The sequence below is a fragment of the Janibacter sp. RAF52 genome, assembly GCF_052114035.1.
GTDB classification, from domain to species: domain Bacteria; phylum Actinomycetota; class Actinomycetes; order Actinomycetales; family Dermatophilaceae; genus Janibacter; species Janibacter hoylei.
The window spans coordinates 244,507-260,053 of record NZ_JBFRDY010000006.1 but is presented as its reverse complement, the minus strand read 5'-3'; the positions used below and the strand labels follow the sequence as shown (position 1 = coordinate 260,053).

12 protein-coding genes are annotated in these 15,547 nt (G+C 74.7%); 9 read left to right on the top strand and 3 right to left on the bottom strand.

Going from position 1 to position 15,547, the window contains the following annotated elements; translation table 11 throughout:
- On the top strand, positions 1-1,192 hold a 1,192-nt coding region (locus tag AB4Y78_RS10565), incomplete at its 5' end, for a peptidoglycan-binding domain-containing protein (protein WP_441737112.1).
- Positions 1,193-1,230: 38 nt separating this feature from the next.
- Here the strand turns inward: AB4Y78_RS10565 and AB4Y78_RS10560 are convergent.
- Complete coding sequence (locus tag AB4Y78_RS10560; protein ID WP_007926630.1) at positions 1,231-1,926, bottom strand: TIGR03089 family protein; 696 nt, start codon at positions 1,924-1,926, stop codon at positions 1,231-1,233.
- Between AB4Y78_RS10560 and AB4Y78_RS10555 the strand changes: the two genes are divergently transcribed.
- Genes AB4Y78_RS10555 through AB4Y78_RS10540 form a run of 4 tightly spaced genes read left to right on the top strand, consistent with a single transcriptional unit; the run spans position 1,925 to position 7,881 of the window.
- Positions 1,925-4,063: a hypothetical protein gene (locus tag AB4Y78_RS10555; RefSeq protein ID WP_441737109.1), complete on the top strand. Its 2,139-nt coding sequence runs from the start codon at positions 1,925-1,927 to the stop codon at positions 4,061-4,063. The two genes, AB4Y78_RS10560 and AB4Y78_RS10555, sit on opposite strands and share 2 nt — an antisense overlap.
- Positions 4,064-4,091: 28 nt before the next feature.
- Positions 4,092-6,029, top strand: a complete 1,938-nt coding sequence (locus AB4Y78_RS10550) for a glycosyltransferase family 4 protein (protein WP_265229874.1) — start codon at positions 4,092-4,094, stop codon at positions 6,027-6,029.
- Positions 6,026-7,021 (top strand): lysylphosphatidylglycerol synthase domain-containing protein, encoded by a 996-nt coding sequence (locus AB4Y78_RS10545; protein ID WP_007929835.1) that lies wholly within the window; start codon positions 6,026-6,028, stop codon positions 7,019-7,021. The genes AB4Y78_RS10550 and AB4Y78_RS10545 overlap by 4 nt, the downstream gene beginning before the upstream one ends.
- Before the next feature lie 11 nt (positions 7,022-7,032).
- Positions 7,033-7,881 carry a class I SAM-dependent methyltransferase gene (locus tag AB4Y78_RS10540; RefSeq protein WP_265229873.1) on the top strand — a complete coding sequence of 283 codons (849 nt, stop codon included), beginning with the start codon at positions 7,033-7,035 and terminating at the stop codon, positions 7,879-7,881.
- 4 nt (positions 7,882-7,885) lie between these two features.
- Here the strand turns inward: AB4Y78_RS10540 and AB4Y78_RS10535 are convergent, their stop codons facing one another.
- Positions 7,886-8,701: an aminoglycoside phosphotransferase gene (locus tag AB4Y78_RS10535; RefSeq protein ID WP_265229872.1), complete on the bottom strand. Its 816-nt coding sequence runs from the start codon at positions 8,699-8,701 to the stop codon at positions 7,886-7,888.
- 41 nt (positions 8,702-8,742) lie between these two features.
- Here AB4Y78_RS10535 and AB4Y78_RS10530 point away from each other — a divergent pair, with 41 nt between their 5' ends.
- Positions 8,743-9,669, top strand: coding sequence for a DNA-3-methyladenine glycosylase family protein (locus AB4Y78_RS10530; protein ID WP_265229871.1), 927 nt, complete (start codon positions 8,743-8,745; stop codon positions 9,667-9,669).
- A 52-nt stretch (positions 9,670-9,721) separates the two neighbouring features.
- On the opposite strand, the gene AB4Y78_RS10525 is transcribed toward AB4Y78_RS10530, so the two are convergent.
- Entirely contained in the window at positions 9,722-10,546 is an 825-nt protein-coding gene (locus AB4Y78_RS10525; protein WP_265229870.1) for a 2-phospho-L-lactate transferase CofD family protein, read from the bottom strand.
- A 177-nt stretch (positions 10,547-10,723) separates the two neighbouring features.
- Between AB4Y78_RS10525 and AB4Y78_RS10520 the strand changes: the two genes are divergently transcribed.
- Genes AB4Y78_RS10520 through AB4Y78_RS10510 form a run of 3 tightly spaced genes read left to right on the top strand, consistent with a single transcriptional unit; the run spans position 10,724 to position 15,539 of the window.
- Positions 10,724-10,993 carry a WhiB family transcriptional regulator gene (locus tag AB4Y78_RS10520; protein ID WP_265229869.1) on the top strand — a complete coding sequence of 90 codons (270 nt, stop codon included), beginning with the start codon at positions 10,724-10,726 and terminating at the stop codon, positions 10,991-10,993.
- A 14-nt stretch (positions 10,994-11,007) separates the two neighbouring features.
- On the top strand, positions 11,008-14,070 hold the full coding sequence (locus AB4Y78_RS10515; protein ID WP_441713419.1) for a glycosyltransferase: 3,063 nt from the start codon (positions 11,008-11,010) through the stop codon (positions 14,068-14,070).
- Positions 14,067-15,539, top strand: a complete 1,473-nt coding sequence (locus tag AB4Y78_RS10510; protein WP_441713420.1) for a DUF5719 family protein — start codon at positions 14,067-14,069, stop codon at positions 15,537-15,539. The genes AB4Y78_RS10515 and AB4Y78_RS10510 overlap by 4 nt, the downstream gene beginning before the upstream one ends.
- Positions 15,540-15,547: the final 8 nt, after the last annotated feature.

Genomic DNA, 15,547 nt, shown 5'->3' with positions numbered 1-15,547 from the left:
TGCCGCCGTGACGGCGCTGCAGAAGAAGCTGAAGATCGACGCCGACGGCGTCTTCGGCTCCGGTACGGAGAAGGCCGTCAAGGCGTACCAGAAGTCGAAGGAGCTGGACCAGAACGGCATCGTCTCGCCGAACGTCTGGCGTGCCCTCGCSGGTCTGAAGTACACCAAGACCGACCCGGCCAAGCCGACCAAGCCGGCGACCCCGGGCGGTGACCTGGCGAAGTACCTGACCACGAAGATCCGCAAGGGCGACCGTGGTGCCGCCGTCACGGCCCTGCAGAAGAAGCTGAAGATCGACGCCGACGGCGTCTTCGGATCGGGCACGGAGCGGGCGGTCAAGGCGTACCAGAAGTCGAAGGAGCTGGACCAGAACGGCATCGTCTCGCCGAACGTCTGGCGCGCCCTCGCCGGTCTGAAGTACACCAAGACCGACCCGGCCAAGCCGACCAAGCCGGCGACCCCGGGCGGTGACCTGGCGAAGTACCTGACCACGAAGATCCGCAAGGGCGACCGAGGTGCGGCCGTCACGGCCCTGCAGAAAAAGCTGAAGATCGACGCCGACGGCGTCTTCGGATCGGGCACGGAGCGGGCGGTCAAGGCGTACCAGAAGTCCAAGCAGCTGGACCAGAACGGCATCGTCTCGCCGAACGTCTGGCTCGCCCTCGCCGGCAAGAGCTACACCAAGACCGGGGTGCGGGCTGCGGCGGCCAAGCCGGCGGCCGACCCCTCGCGCGGGGCCACCGTCTCGACGAGCACGCCCTACGACAGCGTCCGCTCGACGGTCCTGGCGAGCGGTGCCCGTGGCGCCCACGTCAAGACCCTGCAGCGTGCCCTCGGCGGCGTCGCCGTCGACGGCGTCTACGGCAGCGGCACGGTCAAGGCGGTGCGGTCCTTCCAGGCGAAGGAGGGGCTGCCGGTCACCGGGATCACCGACGACAAGGTCTGGGCTCGCCTCGAGAGCAAGGACCACCCGTCGGCCATGCACCGCACGGTGGTCCTCAAGCCGGGCTCGACCGGCGAGGCCGTGCGGGTCGTCCAGCGCACGCTGGGTCTGGAGGTCGACGGGGTCTTCTCCGACGAGACCCGTGACGCCGTCAAGGCGCTGCAGCGTCGCCACGGCCTGACGAGCACCGGCTACGTCGGGGGAGTCACCTGGCAGGCGATCGACCGAGAGGCCCGGGCCCGCCGCTGAGCGTGCACCCGGAGGGCGTCACCGTGACCGCGCATCGGTCAGGCGGTGACGCCCTCCGCCCGTGCCCGGCGCTCGAGAGTCGCCGCGTCGGTGGGGCCGAGGTGGACGACGAGCGAGCCGCCACGTGACCACACGTCGAGGGTCGTGCGCAGCAGGGCCTCGGCGGTCGGGTCGACGAGCTGGACCCGGGCCGCGGCGCCGCAGCCCGCCACGAGCTGGCCGTAGCTGCCCACCCCGCCCGCCGTGCGCAGGGCAGGGTCGTCGTCCTCGGGCTCGGCCCAGGGGGTGAAGTCATCGCCGTAGGACGCCAGGTCGGCCGCCTCGTCCATGACGCCCTCGGGCACGGGAGCGGGTGAGCGGCGGGCCAGCGAGGCCCGCGTCACGAGGACGCCCGGGCCGTCCGACGCCAGCTGCTCGAGGTCGTCGGTGACGACGAGGTCGACGGGACCGGTCCCGTCGAGGTCGACGCACGCGCCGACCGACCACACCGCCCAGGCCCAGTAGACGAGTCGCCAGTGCGGCCGCATCGCCAGCCGCACCGTCGACCCCGGCTCGAGGTCCCACTCCTCCTGCAGCGCATTGGCCGCCTTGCTCACCCAGGTGCCGATGACTCGGCCCGACAGCTCGATGCGTTCGCCGGCGGTGGGGCCGGGCACGTCGTCGTAGCAGGTGATCCGCGGGGCGGCGGAGTCGGTGCGGTTGATCTCGGCCAGGACGTGTGCGGGAGTCGGCATGGGCCCAGCCTACGAAGGGGGTGACCGCCCGCCGGATACCGTGGCCGCCGTGGAGACCCCGACGAGCACCCGCCCCGACCTCGCCCCGGCCCTGGAGCGGCTCGTCGTCGCGGCCGCTGCCTGGGTCGTGGTCCTCGGTTTCGTCGGGTCCCTCGCTGCCGCCGTCGGCGCGTGGACGCCCCTCGTCGGTGTGGTCGTCGCTGTCGTGAGCGCAGCGGGGGCGGTCGCCGTCTCGAGGTGGCTGCCCCGACCCTCAGGGCGGGCCATGGGACCCGTTGCTGCCGCCGCCCTCGTGCTCGGGGTCGTCGCGGTCACCCTGTGGACCGGTGCCACCCACTCCGAGCAGGTCATGCCCCGGCGGGACTCGGCGAGCTACCTCCAGGCGACGATCTACCTGGCCGAGACGGGCTCTCGTCCGGTCGCCGTGGACGCCGAGACCATCGGTGGTCCCGAGACCCTCGCGGAGGACGGGCTGACCCTCGAGGCGCCAGCCTTCTACGAGATCGGCTCGCCGGAGGAGCCGCAGGTCCAGCCGCAGTTCATGCCCGGGCCGGCGCTCGTGTACTCGCTGCCCTGGTGGGCCGGGGGGGCGACCCCCGTGCTGTGGGCGCCGGCCGTCGCCGGTGGCCTCGCGCTGCTCGCCATCGGTCTGCTCGTCTCGCGCGTGGTCGCGCCGGCCGCGGCGGCACCGGCGGCGGTGCTCGTCGGCGCCTGCTTCCCGTGGCTGCACACGGCCCGCTCGACCTACTCCGAGCCGCTCGCCGGCCTGACCCTCGGCGCCGGTTTCCTCGCGCTGACCCTCCTTGCTGGGGCGGGGGAGGAGGGCGAAGGGGGCCGCGCCCGGGCACTGCGCCTCGCCGCGCTCCTGGCCGGCGGCCTCGTCGGTGGCACCTCGATCGTGCGCATCGACGCGCTCCGCGAGACGATGCTGCTCGTCCCCGTGGCGGCGCTCCTCCTGGCGCGTGGGCGCGGCTGGGCCAAGCCCCTGCTCGTCGGCGCGAGCGTGACGACCCTCGCCGGCTTCGCGGTCGCCGGCGCGATGAGCTGGCGCTACCTCGGCGAGATCGGCGGCTCGCTCGTGCCGCTCGTCGGTCTCGTCGTCCTCATGTCCGGCGCCTCGTGGTGGCTGCTGCGGCGGGCCCGGGCCGGGATGAGCCTGCCGAGCGGTGTCGCCCGCCGGCTGCCCGACCTGCTCGCCGGGGCCGTGCTCGTCGTCGGGGTGCTCCTCCCCCTTCGCCCGCTCGTCATGACCACCCGGCAGGACCCGATGGACCCGGGGGCCATGTACGTCGCCCGGATGCAGGCCGAGCTCGGCCTGCCGATCGACGGCGGGCGGACCTACGCCGAGCACTCGGTGGACTGGCTCGCCTGGTGGGTCGGCCCCGCGGCGCTCGCCCTCGCCCTGCTCGCCCTCGCGGTGCTCTTCCGCCGGCTGGGCACCTGGTGGACGCGCGGTGGTGACCTGCCGGTCTGGGGTGCCGCACTCGTCGTCACGACGGGCTCGACCCTGCTCACCCTCGTGCGACCCGGCATCACGCCCGACCACCCCTGGGCGGACCGGCGGCTGCTCGTCGCGCTGCCGCTCGCCCTCGTGCTCGCCGTCGCCGCCGCCTGGTGGGGTGCCCGGCAGGCGCGGCAGCGATGGGGTCGGGTCGCCGCGGGCGGCGCCCTCGTCGCCCTGCTCGCGGCGACCGCCGTCCCGACCGGCCTGGCCACGTGGCCGCACCACGACGAGCGCGTCGAGGCCGGGGGGCTCGCGGCGGCGGAGGCCTACTGCGACGCCTTCGAGCCCGGCGACGTCGTCCTCGCCGTCGATGACTGGGCCGTCAACCACTGGACGCAGGTGACGCGCGGCATGTGCGGCGTACCCTCCGTCGCGACGACGGGACGACTGCGTGACGACCCGGAGCAGGTGCTCGCCGCGGCCCGGCGCCTCGACGAGCGGGTCCGCGCCCGCGGTGGCCAGCTCGTCCTGGTGGCCCACCGGGAGCCCGCGACGCTGCGTGACCTCGGCGCGACCGATGTCCGGACGGTCCTCGACACGGTGATCATGGAGGACCCGCACGTGCTCACCGAGCGACCCGAGGAGCTCGACCCCCTTCGCCTCGTCGTGTGGACCGGTCACGTCCCGCGATGAGTCGGGCCGGTCGCATAGGCTGCCCGCGATGAGCGCGCACCACGCCCCCGATCCCGACGGCCGTCCCGGTGACGCCTCGTTGAAGATCGCCGTCGTCGGCCCCACCCACCCCTACAAGGGGGGCGTCGCGTCGCACACGACCACCCTCGCCCACGAGCTCGAGGACGCCGGCCACGACGTCACCCTCGTGTCGTGGAGCCACCTCTACCCAAGCTTCTTCTACCCCGGCGAGCAGTCGGTGCCCAGCGCAGGGGACCCGGACGTCGAGCCCTTCCCGCGCACGGTGCGTGCCCTGTCCTGGGCTCGGCCCGACTCCCTCGTGCGTGCCGGGCGCAAGCTGCGCGACGTCGACCTCATCATCGTCGTCCACGTCATCCCGCCCGTCGTGCCGCTCCACCTCACCCTGCTGCGGGCCGCCGGTGTGGGGCGCACCGCGATGACCGGGCGCGGGCCGCGCAGCGTCGTCATCGCGCACAACGTCCTGCCCCACGAGCCGCACCCCGGTGACGCCGCGCTCATGCGCACCTTCTTTCGCCGGGTCGACGCCGTCGTCGTCCACTCCGCCGAGCAGTCGCGGCTGGCCCGTGAGCTCGACGCCGAGCACGTCGTCGTCACCGACCTGCCCCCGCACCTGCCCGGCGGCGATTCCGTGGAGCGCCGCGAGCACCGTGGACCTGCGCGGCTGCTCGCGCTCGGCCTCGTGCGCGGCTACAAGGGGATCGACGTGCTCATGCGGGCCATGCTCCGCGTGCCCGGGGTCACGCTCACGGTCGCCGGCGAGATCTGGGGCGACGCGGGCGACGAGATCCGCCGCCTCGCCGAGCACCGCGACCTGCGCGACCGCGTCGAGATCCACAGCGGCTACGTGCCCGCCGACCGCATCGCACCGCTCCTCGCCCAGCACGACGTGCTCTCCCTGACCTATCGCAGCGCGACGGCGAGCCAGAACGTGCTCCTCGCGCACCAGCACGGCCTCGCCGTGCTCGCCTCCGACGTGGGCACCTTCGGCGACCAGGTGCACGACGGCGTCGACGGCTACCTCGTGCCCCCCGAGGACGAGGACGCGATCGTCGAGGTGCTCCAGCGGCTCACCGACCCCGACGAGGTCGACCGGATCCGTCGCGGCGTCACCGCGCCCGACCTGCACGCGCCGTGGGCCCGGTACGTCGGCTCCCTCGAGGCGCTCAGCGCCGCCGGGATCGGCGCCGACCCGACCGCGCGCACCGTGCCGCGCCGTCGCTCGCGCCTTGGCCGGGTCGCCGACCGGGCAGAGGACCTCGTGGGCTTCGCGCGGGCCGCTCGGGCCAGCCGCCGCCCGCGGATCGACCTTGGCCCCGGTGACTTCCCGACCTGGGTGCGCCCGACCGACGCGCTCGTCCACGACGACGACGCGACCCGCGCGCGCGAGCTCGCCCGCGAGCTGGGCCTGCCCCGCGAGGGCGACGAGATCGCCGAGTGGGCGGCTCTGGGTGCCCTCGAGGTGCTCCTGGGGCTGCGCGACGGCGACCGGCGCGAGGCCCTCGTCGTCGACGCCTCGGGCAGCGGGTCCCCCTTCGGTCGGTGGGCCCGGTCCGTGGGCTACGCACCGGTCGAGGTCGAGCTGACCGGTGCCCGCTCCTCGATGTCCCTGCTCACCGTCGACACCGCGACCCTCGACCTCGTCACCCGGCTGCACCCGGACGACGCCAGCGCCGCAGACGTCGACGAGACTCTGACGCAGGCCGGGTGGGCGCTGCGCTCGGGCGGCCTGCTCTGCCTCACCCTGCCGGTCGGCGGCGTGGGTCAGGACGTCGTCGGGGGGCCCGCCGACCTGCAGGCCGTCGTCGCGCGGGCGGCGGACGCGGGCTTCGACCTCGTCGGGGACGTCGACGGCGACATCACCTCGCGGGTCCGTCATGCCTCCCGGGTCAGCCACGACCCGGACGCTGCGCACGCCCTCGTGCGACTGACCTTCCGGCGCCGATGACGGCGCCGACCACCCCGGTGCGGAGCGGACGCAAGCGGCTCCTCGACGTGCTGCGCATCGGCTTCCTCGTCGTCGTCCTCGTCGCCGTCGGGATCGCGCTGTGGAGCAACTGGGAAGAGGTGCAGGGCGACCTCGGCCGACTCGGGCCGGTGACGATCCTCGGGGCCGTCGTGCTGTCGCTGCTCTCACCCTTCTTCACGGTGCTCGGCTGGCGGGTCCTGCTCGCCGACCTCGGGTCGCGGCTGCACATCGCCCAGGCCAGCGGGGTCTTCTTCGTCGGCCAGCTCGGCAAGTACCTGCCCGGCTCGGTGTGGTCGGTCGTCGTGCAGACCGAGATGGCCGCCAAACTGGGCGTCCCGCGACGTCGGAGCGCGGTGGTCGGCCTGCTGTGCATCGCCCTGTCCGCGCTCACGGGCATGATCGCCGGGCTCCCGGCGCTCCCGGTGCTGCTCACCCGGGGTGACGCCGTCATCCCGTGGTGGGCGCTCCTGCTCATCGTCGCGGTCCTCGGCATCCTGCTGTGGCCCCCGCTGCTCAACCACGGCATCCGCACGCTGCTGCGCCTGCTGCGTCGCGAGCCGCTCGAGCACGACCTCAGCCACGCAGCCGTCGGGTTGTCGAGCCTGTGGTTCACCCTCTCCTGGCTGGTCGGCGGGTTGGCCGTGTGGGTCATGGCGCGCAACGTCGCCCCGGACGACGCCGATGCCTCACGCCTGCTGCTCGTCGCGGTCTCGGGCTACCTGCTGGCTGCCGGCATCGGGATGTTCAGCATCGTCGTGCCCGCAGGCGTCGGGGTCCGCGACGGCGTCATGGTCCTGCTCCTCACCACCCAGATGTCCGTCTCGGCGGCCACCGCCGTCGTCGTCGTCGCCCGCTTCCTCACCGTGCTCGCCGATGTCGTCTGGGCTGCTCTCGGCTGGCTGTGGGCGAAGTCCCACGACCTCCTCCCGGACGGTGGCACACCCACCACTGACCGCGACCCGTCCCCGTAAGGTGATGCCTCATGTCTGACTCCACCCCCGGCGGCCAGATCGCCGCACCTCCCGGCGGCCGCCTGCTCGCCGTCGCCAAGCGCGGCGCCGAGCACCTCCTGTGGGGCCGGGTGGCCCTCCAGCGGCGGCTCGAGGCGCGGACGCAGGGCGCCCGTCCCGCTCCGACGAGCGTCTCACCGACCGGCGTGCTCACCGACGCCGCGACGTGGCGACGGGCGACCGACGAGGCCAAGCGCCTGCGTCTGCCGCTCCACCGCGACCTCCCCAAGAACTGGGACGCCCTCGGCGCGGTCGCCGCGGTGCTCGACCTCGTCGACGACGGGTCCCGCAGCGCGCGGGTCATGGACGCCGGCAGCGCGCGCTACTCGCCGGTGCTGCCGTGGCTGCGGCTCTACGGCTTCGGTGCCGCGGCCGGGTCGCTCATCGGCATCAACCTCGAGTTCGGGTCGCAGGTGACGCGTGACGGCGTCGTCTTCCGCTATGGCGACGTCACCGACACCGGTCTGCCGACCGGGCACCTCGACGCCATCACCTGCATGTCGGTCATCGAGCACGGCGTACCCCTCGAGGGCTTCGTCGCCGAGTCGGCGCGCCTGCTGCGCCCCGGTGGCGTGCTCGTCGTCTCGACGGACTACGACCAGGACCCGCCGGACACGACGGGCAAGGTGATCTACGGCTCGCAGGTCCACATCTTCTCGCCGGACGAGATCCGCGACCTCGTGGCCATGGCCGACCGCCACGGCCTCGAGCTCGTCGGCACGATCGACGACGCGACGCTGGCGCACAGCGAGCGCCCGGTCCACTGGTCGAGGGTCGACCTCGACTACACCTTCATCCTGCTGACCTTCCGCAAGCGCTGACGGCTCAGCGCAGATCCCGCGCGAGCAGCGGCTCGAGCGCTGCCGCGTAGACGGGCAGGTCAGCCGGCCGGTCGCCGAGGACGCGGAAGATCGCGGCCCGCACCATCGCCTGCCCGCGCGGGCCGCTGACCCACTCGTCCATGGCGAAGGGGTCAGCGTGACCGCGCACGACGCCGTCGAGCACCGCTGTCGCCTCCGCCCACAGGGCCGGCTGCCAGTACGGGGCGAGGTCGATCACGACCGGAGCGCCATGCGGGTCGAGCAGGATGTTGCCGGCGAGTTCGCCGTGGACGAGCTGTGCGGGGCCGAGGTCGGTGTCGTCACGGGCCGCGGCGAGGTGATCGAGCAGGCCCTGCACCTGGGGGTCGAGACCGTCGGGGAGCGGGTCCTCGCCGAAGGCCACTCGCTCGGCCACGGACCACCGCCCCACCGGGGGCTCCTGAGCCGGGGGCCAGCAGGTGATGGCCCGCGAGAGCTCCGCGTGCAGCACGGCGCCCACCGCCCGGGTCGCGGCGGGGTCGGTGAGCTCACGCGCCGCGGGCTCGAAGCGCGTGGCGGCCCAGCCGTCGACGACCCAGCTGCCGTCGCGAGCGGGCACCGGCATCGCGATCCGCAGGTCCCGGTGGTCGCGCCCCGGGCGGGTGTCGAGGTCGACCGCGAGCCGGGCGAGCATCGGGCTGAGCAGATCCTGGACGCGAGGATCTCGCCCGGGGGAGAGGACGAGGTCGCCCGCGCGCACGCTCCGGCCGCGCCCTCCCGGTGCCGGCTCGAGGTCCCCGGGCACGGCAAACATGTCGAGCACGTGCTCCGTCGGTCGCATGCCGTCACGCTATGTCACCCCTGACCGGCACAATCGGCTGCGTGAGCACGTCCACCGGCCCGACGACGCGACGCCACCGGCCGCCCGAGCCCGTCGACCTCGCCCTGGTGCTGCCCCGCTTCGTCCGTGGCTCCGGCGACCCGACGAGCCATCGCATCAGCGACGACTGGTGGTTCGCCTGGACCACGCCCGACGGTCCCGTGACCCTCCACCTGACGAGCGAAGGGAGCGACGTCCTCGCCTCCGCCTGGGGCGACGGCGCCGACTGGATGCTCGAGCGCCTGCCGGACCTCGTCGGCGGGCGGGACGACCCGAGCGACTTCACCCCCCGCCACGACCTCGTGGCTCGGGGGTGGCCGCGGATGCGGACCTGGCGGGTGCCGGCCAACGGGCTCGTCGCCCAGATGCTCGTCTGCTCGGTGCTCGAGCAGAAGGTCACCGGCCGCGAGGCCTTCAGCAGCCAGCGCCAGCTCGTCCGGCGCTTCGGCAGTCCGGCCCCGGGCCCGGGGGAGCAGCTCGGCCTGGTCTGCCCACCGAGCCCTGCCGACTGGGCCCGCATCCCCTCGTGGGCCTGGCTGCGCGCCGGCGTCGACGGCGCCCGCTCCCGCGTCGTCGTCCGGGCGATGCGGGTGGCCGGCCGCCTCGACGAGTGCGCCGACCTGTCGCTGAAGCAGGCGCACTCGCGGATGCGCTCCCTGCCCGGCATCGGGGTCTGGACCGCCGCCGAGGTCGCCCAGCGTGCCCTCGGCGACCCCGACTCACCGAGCTTCGGCGACTACCACGTCGCCAAGGACGTCACCCTCGCCCTCGACGGGGTCGTCGGCGACGACTCCCGCATGGCGGAGCTGCTCGAGCCGTATGCGGGCCACCGCTACCGCGCACAGGTCGTCATCACCGCGACCGCCGGGCACCGCCCTCGCCGCGGCCCCCGTCGCTCGCTGCCCACGCACCTGCCGACGCGCTTCTGAGCGCACCGGTCGTCGTCTGCGACGGTCGACGACCCGCGGGGCATCACGTGCGTCAGACGCGAGCGAGGGCGTCGGCGGGGGAGGCGTCGGAGGGGAGCCAGGTGGCGCGGAGGTCGCGGTAGAGCGCGGCGACGGCATCGGCCGTGGGCTCGACACCGACGGCGGCGAGGGAGGGACCGAGGTCGTCGAGCTCGGGGGTGATGCCGACGACCGGGGCGGAGGTGCCGCGCAGCGCGTCACGGATGCCGGGCACGCCGAGGACGATGCCGATGGAGAGCACCGGGTCGCCGGGCGCGAGGAGGACGAGGTCGGCCTCACGGATCGCCTCGAGCACGCCGGGGGCCGCGGCGGCGCGGTCCATGCCGGCGACGATGAAGCGGGTCGCGGGCGGGCAGCCGAGCTCGTGGCGCCACTGCTGGACGTGCACCGCCTGCTGCTGCTCCTCGCCGTCGAGCACGGCGTGCGTCTCGACCGGGACGTCGCTCATGGGGAGCAGGCGCACCCCGCGGTCGGCGAGGCCCTGGCGCTCGGCGAGTCGGGCGGTGACCTCGGACGGGGTGGCACCCATGCCGAGCCAGGCCGTGCGGGCGAGGTGGGTCGCGACCTGGCGGTCGGTGACGGGGAACCACTGCGGGCCGACGTCGAGCGCGCTGATCTCGCGGGCCACGCTGTCGGAGCCGTCGTCGGGCTCGTCGGCGAGCGCGGCGAGCACGGCGTCGACGTCGGGTGACATGCGCAGACCCCACAGCGAGATGTCGTCGCCAGTGTTGGCGATGACGCTGATCTCGGCGGGGGTGGGGGAGGCGGAGGCGTGGTCGACGAGGTCGCGGACAAATCGGGCGCCGGGACGTCCCCCGGTGATGACGGTGATGCGCATGGGGGACATCGTCTCAGCCCCGTGACGAAGGGGAGTGCCCGCCCGACCGTTCAACGCTCCATAGCCTCCCCGGCTTGACGACGCACGCATGACACGCATGTAATTACAGACATGTCACGTGGTCACGGCCACGCGGCACGAAGTCCGGGTCGAGTGTGTCGAGGTCGAGGAGGGACCATGCACGAACTTCAGCTGATCATGGGTGGTGAGACCACCGAAGAGGCATCGGAGATGTCCTGGCAGGAGCGATCGCTCTGCGCCCAGACGGATCCCGAGGCCTTCTTCCCCGAAAAGGGCGGGTCCACCCGCGAGGCCAAGAAGGTCTGCGTCGGGTGCGAGGTCCGCCAGGAGTGCCTCGAGTACGCGCTCGAGCACGACGAACGTTTCGGCATCTGGGGCGGTCTGTCCGAGCGCGAGCGCCGCAAGCTCAAGAAGCGCGCAGTCTGACTGTCGGCGAGGTCGTGACGCAGCGCAGCCTCCCGTCGACCTCCGCCACCCCCTCCCGGCGGACGACGACGCCTCCGGTCACCGTCACCGCCGTCGTCGTGGCGCGCAGCCGTGACGACGCAGGACAGGTCCTCAGCTCCCTCCTCGCCCAGGACCGTCTCCCCGATCGACTCCTCCTCGTCGACGGGGCCCTCGACGGTCTCGGCGACACGAGCGACCTCCTCGCTCCCGTGGCCGACGCCGGGATCGAGGTCTTGACGAGCACCCTCGGCCCGCGCCGTGGCATCCGCAGGATCCTGCCGGCCATGGTCGAGCGGCTGCCGCGCGAAGGATCCGGGCGCGACCTCGTGTGGGTCCTCACCTCCCGGACCCGACCCCACCCCGAGGCCCTGCGACTGCTCGTCGCGGCGAGCGGTCGGGGCGTCGGCATGGTGGGGCCGAAGCTCGTCGACGAGCGCGACCCCTCGCGCATCGTCCGCCTCGGGCTGCAGGTGACCCGCACGGGTCGGATCGTCCCGACGCCCGTGGCAGGCACGACCGACCAGGGGCAGCACGACGGTGACGTCGACGCGGTCGCCGCGCCCCTCGACGGGCTGCTCATCGACCGCGACACCTACGAGGCCCTCGACGGGCACGACCCGGCGCTCGGGGACCTCGGGGGCGACCTCGACCTCGGCTGGCGCTCGCAGCGGGCCGGCCGTCGCGTGGTGCTCGCGCCTCGTGCGGCCGTCGCCGTGCGACCGACCGCCGCCGAGCGTCGCCCCACCCCTGACCACCGGCGCCAGGCCCGCCGCGCGGCCCTGGCCCGGGCCCACTTCGCCGCCGCCCCCTTCGTCGCGCTGTGGATCGCCCTGAGCAGTCTCGTGGGTGGTCTGGCGCTCGTCGTCCTCAAGCGCCCCGGCATGGGTGCCGACGAGCTGGCCAGCCTCCCGGCGGCCCTCGACGTGCGCACCCTGCGCTCTCGCCTGCGGGGCAGGGCCCCGCGCGAGGTCGCCCGTGGCGACCTCGATGCCCTCTTCGTCACCCCGCGCGAGGCGCGCCGTCGTCTCGTCGACGAGGCCCGGGGGTCGACCGGGCCGGGCGCCGCGGTCGAGGCGCGCTCGCTCGAGGTCGAGCGGGGCGGTGGGTGGCTGACGCATCCCCTCCTGTGGCTCCTCGTCTCGACGTGCGCGCTGTCGGCCTGGTCGGCCCGTCACGTCACGGCGCAGCTGCGCCACCGCATCGACTCCGGCCTCGTCGGGGGTGAGCTGCTCGGCGGCCGCGCGACGGCGGGCCAGCTCTGGGACTCGTGGTGGATGGCCTGGCACGGACCCGGCTGGGGCGGTGCCGCGGAGCAGAGCCCGGCCGTCGTCGTCCTCGCGGCGCTCAGCGGTCTCGTCGGCTGGGTGCCCGGGCTCGGCTCGGGCCACTCGCCCGCCGGCATGGTGCTCACCCTCCTCGTCGTCACCGCCCTGCCCCTGGCAGCCCTCACCGCGTACGGCGCGGCCGGCACCTTCACCGATCGTCGCTGGCTGCGCGCCGCTGCCGCCCTCGCCTGGGTGACGACGGCCCCGGCCGCCGCCGCCGTGGGTGAGGGACGGATCGGGGCCATCGCCCTGCTCGTGCTGCTGCCCCGCGTCGGTGCCGGCGTCGTCCGGGCGACCCGGCGCACCGCGGCCCCGAGCGCCACGGTGCGGACCGCGCTGTGGGCCGCACTGCTCGCGAGCCTCGTGCCGCTCGCCGGGGTGGTCGTCGTCGCGGCCGGTCTCGGTCTGCTCCTGGTCGGTGACGCCCGCAGGCGCTGGGCCGGCGTGGCCCTCGTCGCCGTCCCGCTCCTGCTCGCGGGCCCGTGGCTGCTCACGCTGCAGGCTGCACCGCGCCGGCTGCTGGCCGGCTGGGGCATGACCGCCACCCAGGACCCGACCGCCGTCGACCGCCTCGCGCTCGGCCAGCTCGCCGGCGGTGCCACGACGACCTGGTGGACCGCGGCCCTGCTCGCCCTCGGCGCGATCGCCCTGCTGGTGCCCGGGCGCCGCCCGGCCTCGTGGGCCGCCGCGGTCTGCGCCCTCGTCGGCCTCGCCTGGACGCTGGGGGCGCCCCACCTCGTCATCGGTCACCGAGCACAGGGCGAGCCCGGCGCCGGGGCAGCGCTCACCCCCTGGGTGGGTGCCGGTCAGCTGCTGCTCGTCGCCGGGGCGCTCGTCGCGGTGCTCGTCGCGGCCGACACGCTGCCTCGCGCCTGGCGCGGCGCCGGGCACCGGCGCTGGCTCGTGCTCCCGGCGCTCGTGCTGCCGGTGGTCGCGATCGGCAGCGGCGTCGTCGTCGGCCAGCACTCCTACGGGGACCAGCTGGCGACCTGGCGCGAGCCCCGCCCCCTCGTGGCGGTCGCTGCCGCCGAGGGGCCGACCGCCTCCCGGACCCTCGTCGTCGAGACCACCGACAGCGGCGTCTCCTACCGCCTCGTCGGCTCCGAGCCCGGTCCGCTCGTGCGCGACCTGCCCGAGTCGTCGCCGCCCGTCCCGGGCGAGGAGCAGGTGGCTGCCGCGGTGGCCCAGGTGCTCGGTGCGGGCGAAGGGGGCCGCACCCCCAGCGAGGTCTTCGCCGAGCACGGCGTCTCGCACGTGGTCATCGTCTCACCCACCGACGCCCAGCGGCGCCTCGTCGACGCCTCGCCCGGGCTGGCCAGGCTCGGTTCGAGCGCGGGCACGATCACCTGGGCGGTGCGCTCCGACGTCACCGGTGGCGCGGTGCCCTCGAGGGCGCGACTCGAGGCTGGCGACACCAGCACGACCGTCGCCACGGGTGCCCATGCCGACACCGACGGCGACGTCGACGCGGTCGGCGGCGACACGTTGGTCGTCGCCGAGTCCCTCGACTGGAGCGACCGCGCGGTGGTGCGGGCCGACGGGCGCCGGCTCGAGGCCGCCACGCACAGCGCCATCCCGACCTACGAGCTCCCGGACGACACCGAGGACGTGAGCATCGACGTCGGTGCCGGTCACCCGGTGTGGAAGGCGGGCCAGGCCCTGGCCCTCGTGCTCGCCCTCTACCTCGCACTCCCCACGGAGCGGCGCGTCGACCCCGAGGAGGACGAGTGAGTCCACGTCCCTCGACCAACGGATGGGTCCCCCCGGTGGTCCGGGTCGCCGCCGTCGGGCTGGCTGCCGCCGGCCTCGTCGTCGGTGCCGGCCGCGTGGGCGAGGTGTCGACGGGCACCGCGGCCCCGCCGACGGCAGCCCGGGTCGCCGCCACCCAGTCCACCTCGTACTGCACGGGGGACCCCTTCGCCGGTGGCGACGACGAGACGCCGACGGTCGACGTGGCCGGGTCGGTGATCGCGCACGCCGCTCCCGCAGAAGTGCTCGACGGGCTCGTGGAGCCGTCGGACGAGCCGGGTGACATCACCGTCGAGGCCCTCACCGGCGAGCCGGCGACACCCGAGGAGGGCACCCCGCGCAGCGGCCCGACGACCCGCACCCTCGACGAGCTCGACGAGCACGCCGTGCGGGTGCAGGCCACGCAGGAGCGGGCCCCGGGGCTGCTCGCCGGCCAGAGTCTCGAGGCCGGCGGCAAGCAGGTGCGAGGTCTCGCCGCGACGCCCTGCCCGACCGCGACCGCCGACGCCTGGCTCGTCGCGGGCGGTGGTGAGGCGGGACGCCAGGAGCGCCTCGTCCTCGCCAACCCCGGCGGCAACTCCGTGAGCGTCCAGCTCGACCTCGTCGGCACCTCCGGTGACGACGCCGAGCGCTCGGTGGTCGTCCCCGCGCACGGGCGCAGCGTCGTCCTGCTCGACGGCATCGGTGGCACCCAGCACCCGCAGGCGGTGCACGTCACGGTGACGGGCGGGCTCGTCGTGCCCACCCTCGTCGACCACCACCGCGACGGTCTCGACCCCGCGGGTGTCGAGATCGTGCCCCCGACGGCGGCGCCGGCCCGCCGCCTCGTCGTCCCCGGCTGGGCTGGGGGCAGCGCGCGCACGCTCGTCCTGGCCGCCCCGGGCGAGCGCGACGCCGTCGTCCAGGTGCGACGGCTCGGCGAAGGGCCCGCGACGAGCATCGAGGTCGTCACCGTGCCCGCCGACGAGATGGTCGAGGTCGAGCTGCCCGCCGACGCCGCGCTCGCCGGGTGGGAGATCGAGTCCGACGAACCCGTCGTCGCAGCGGCCGCGACGACCGTGCAGGACGACCGCGACCGCGAGGACCATGCGTGGTCGGTCGCGACACCACCGGCAGGCACCCTCGCCGGGGCGGTGCTGCCCGTCGACGCCGACAGCGGCCTGCGCCGACTCGTGCAGGTCGTCGCCCCGGAGGACGCGGCGTCCGCCGAGCTCTTCGTACAGCGCGAGGGCGAGGTGACCACGGAGAGCATCGACCTCGAGGCCCGCAGCGGGACCACGGTGCAGGTCGATGGGGCCGAGGCGGTCTGGCTGCGACCGACCCGGGGGAGGCTGCACGGCGCCGTGGTGCTCGCCGCGCCGTCGTCCGACCCGCGCGCCGAGACGACCTCGATCCCGCTGCTGCCCACGCGGGTCTCCGTCCGCGACGTGCCCGTCACCCAGGTGCGCTGACCGCCCTT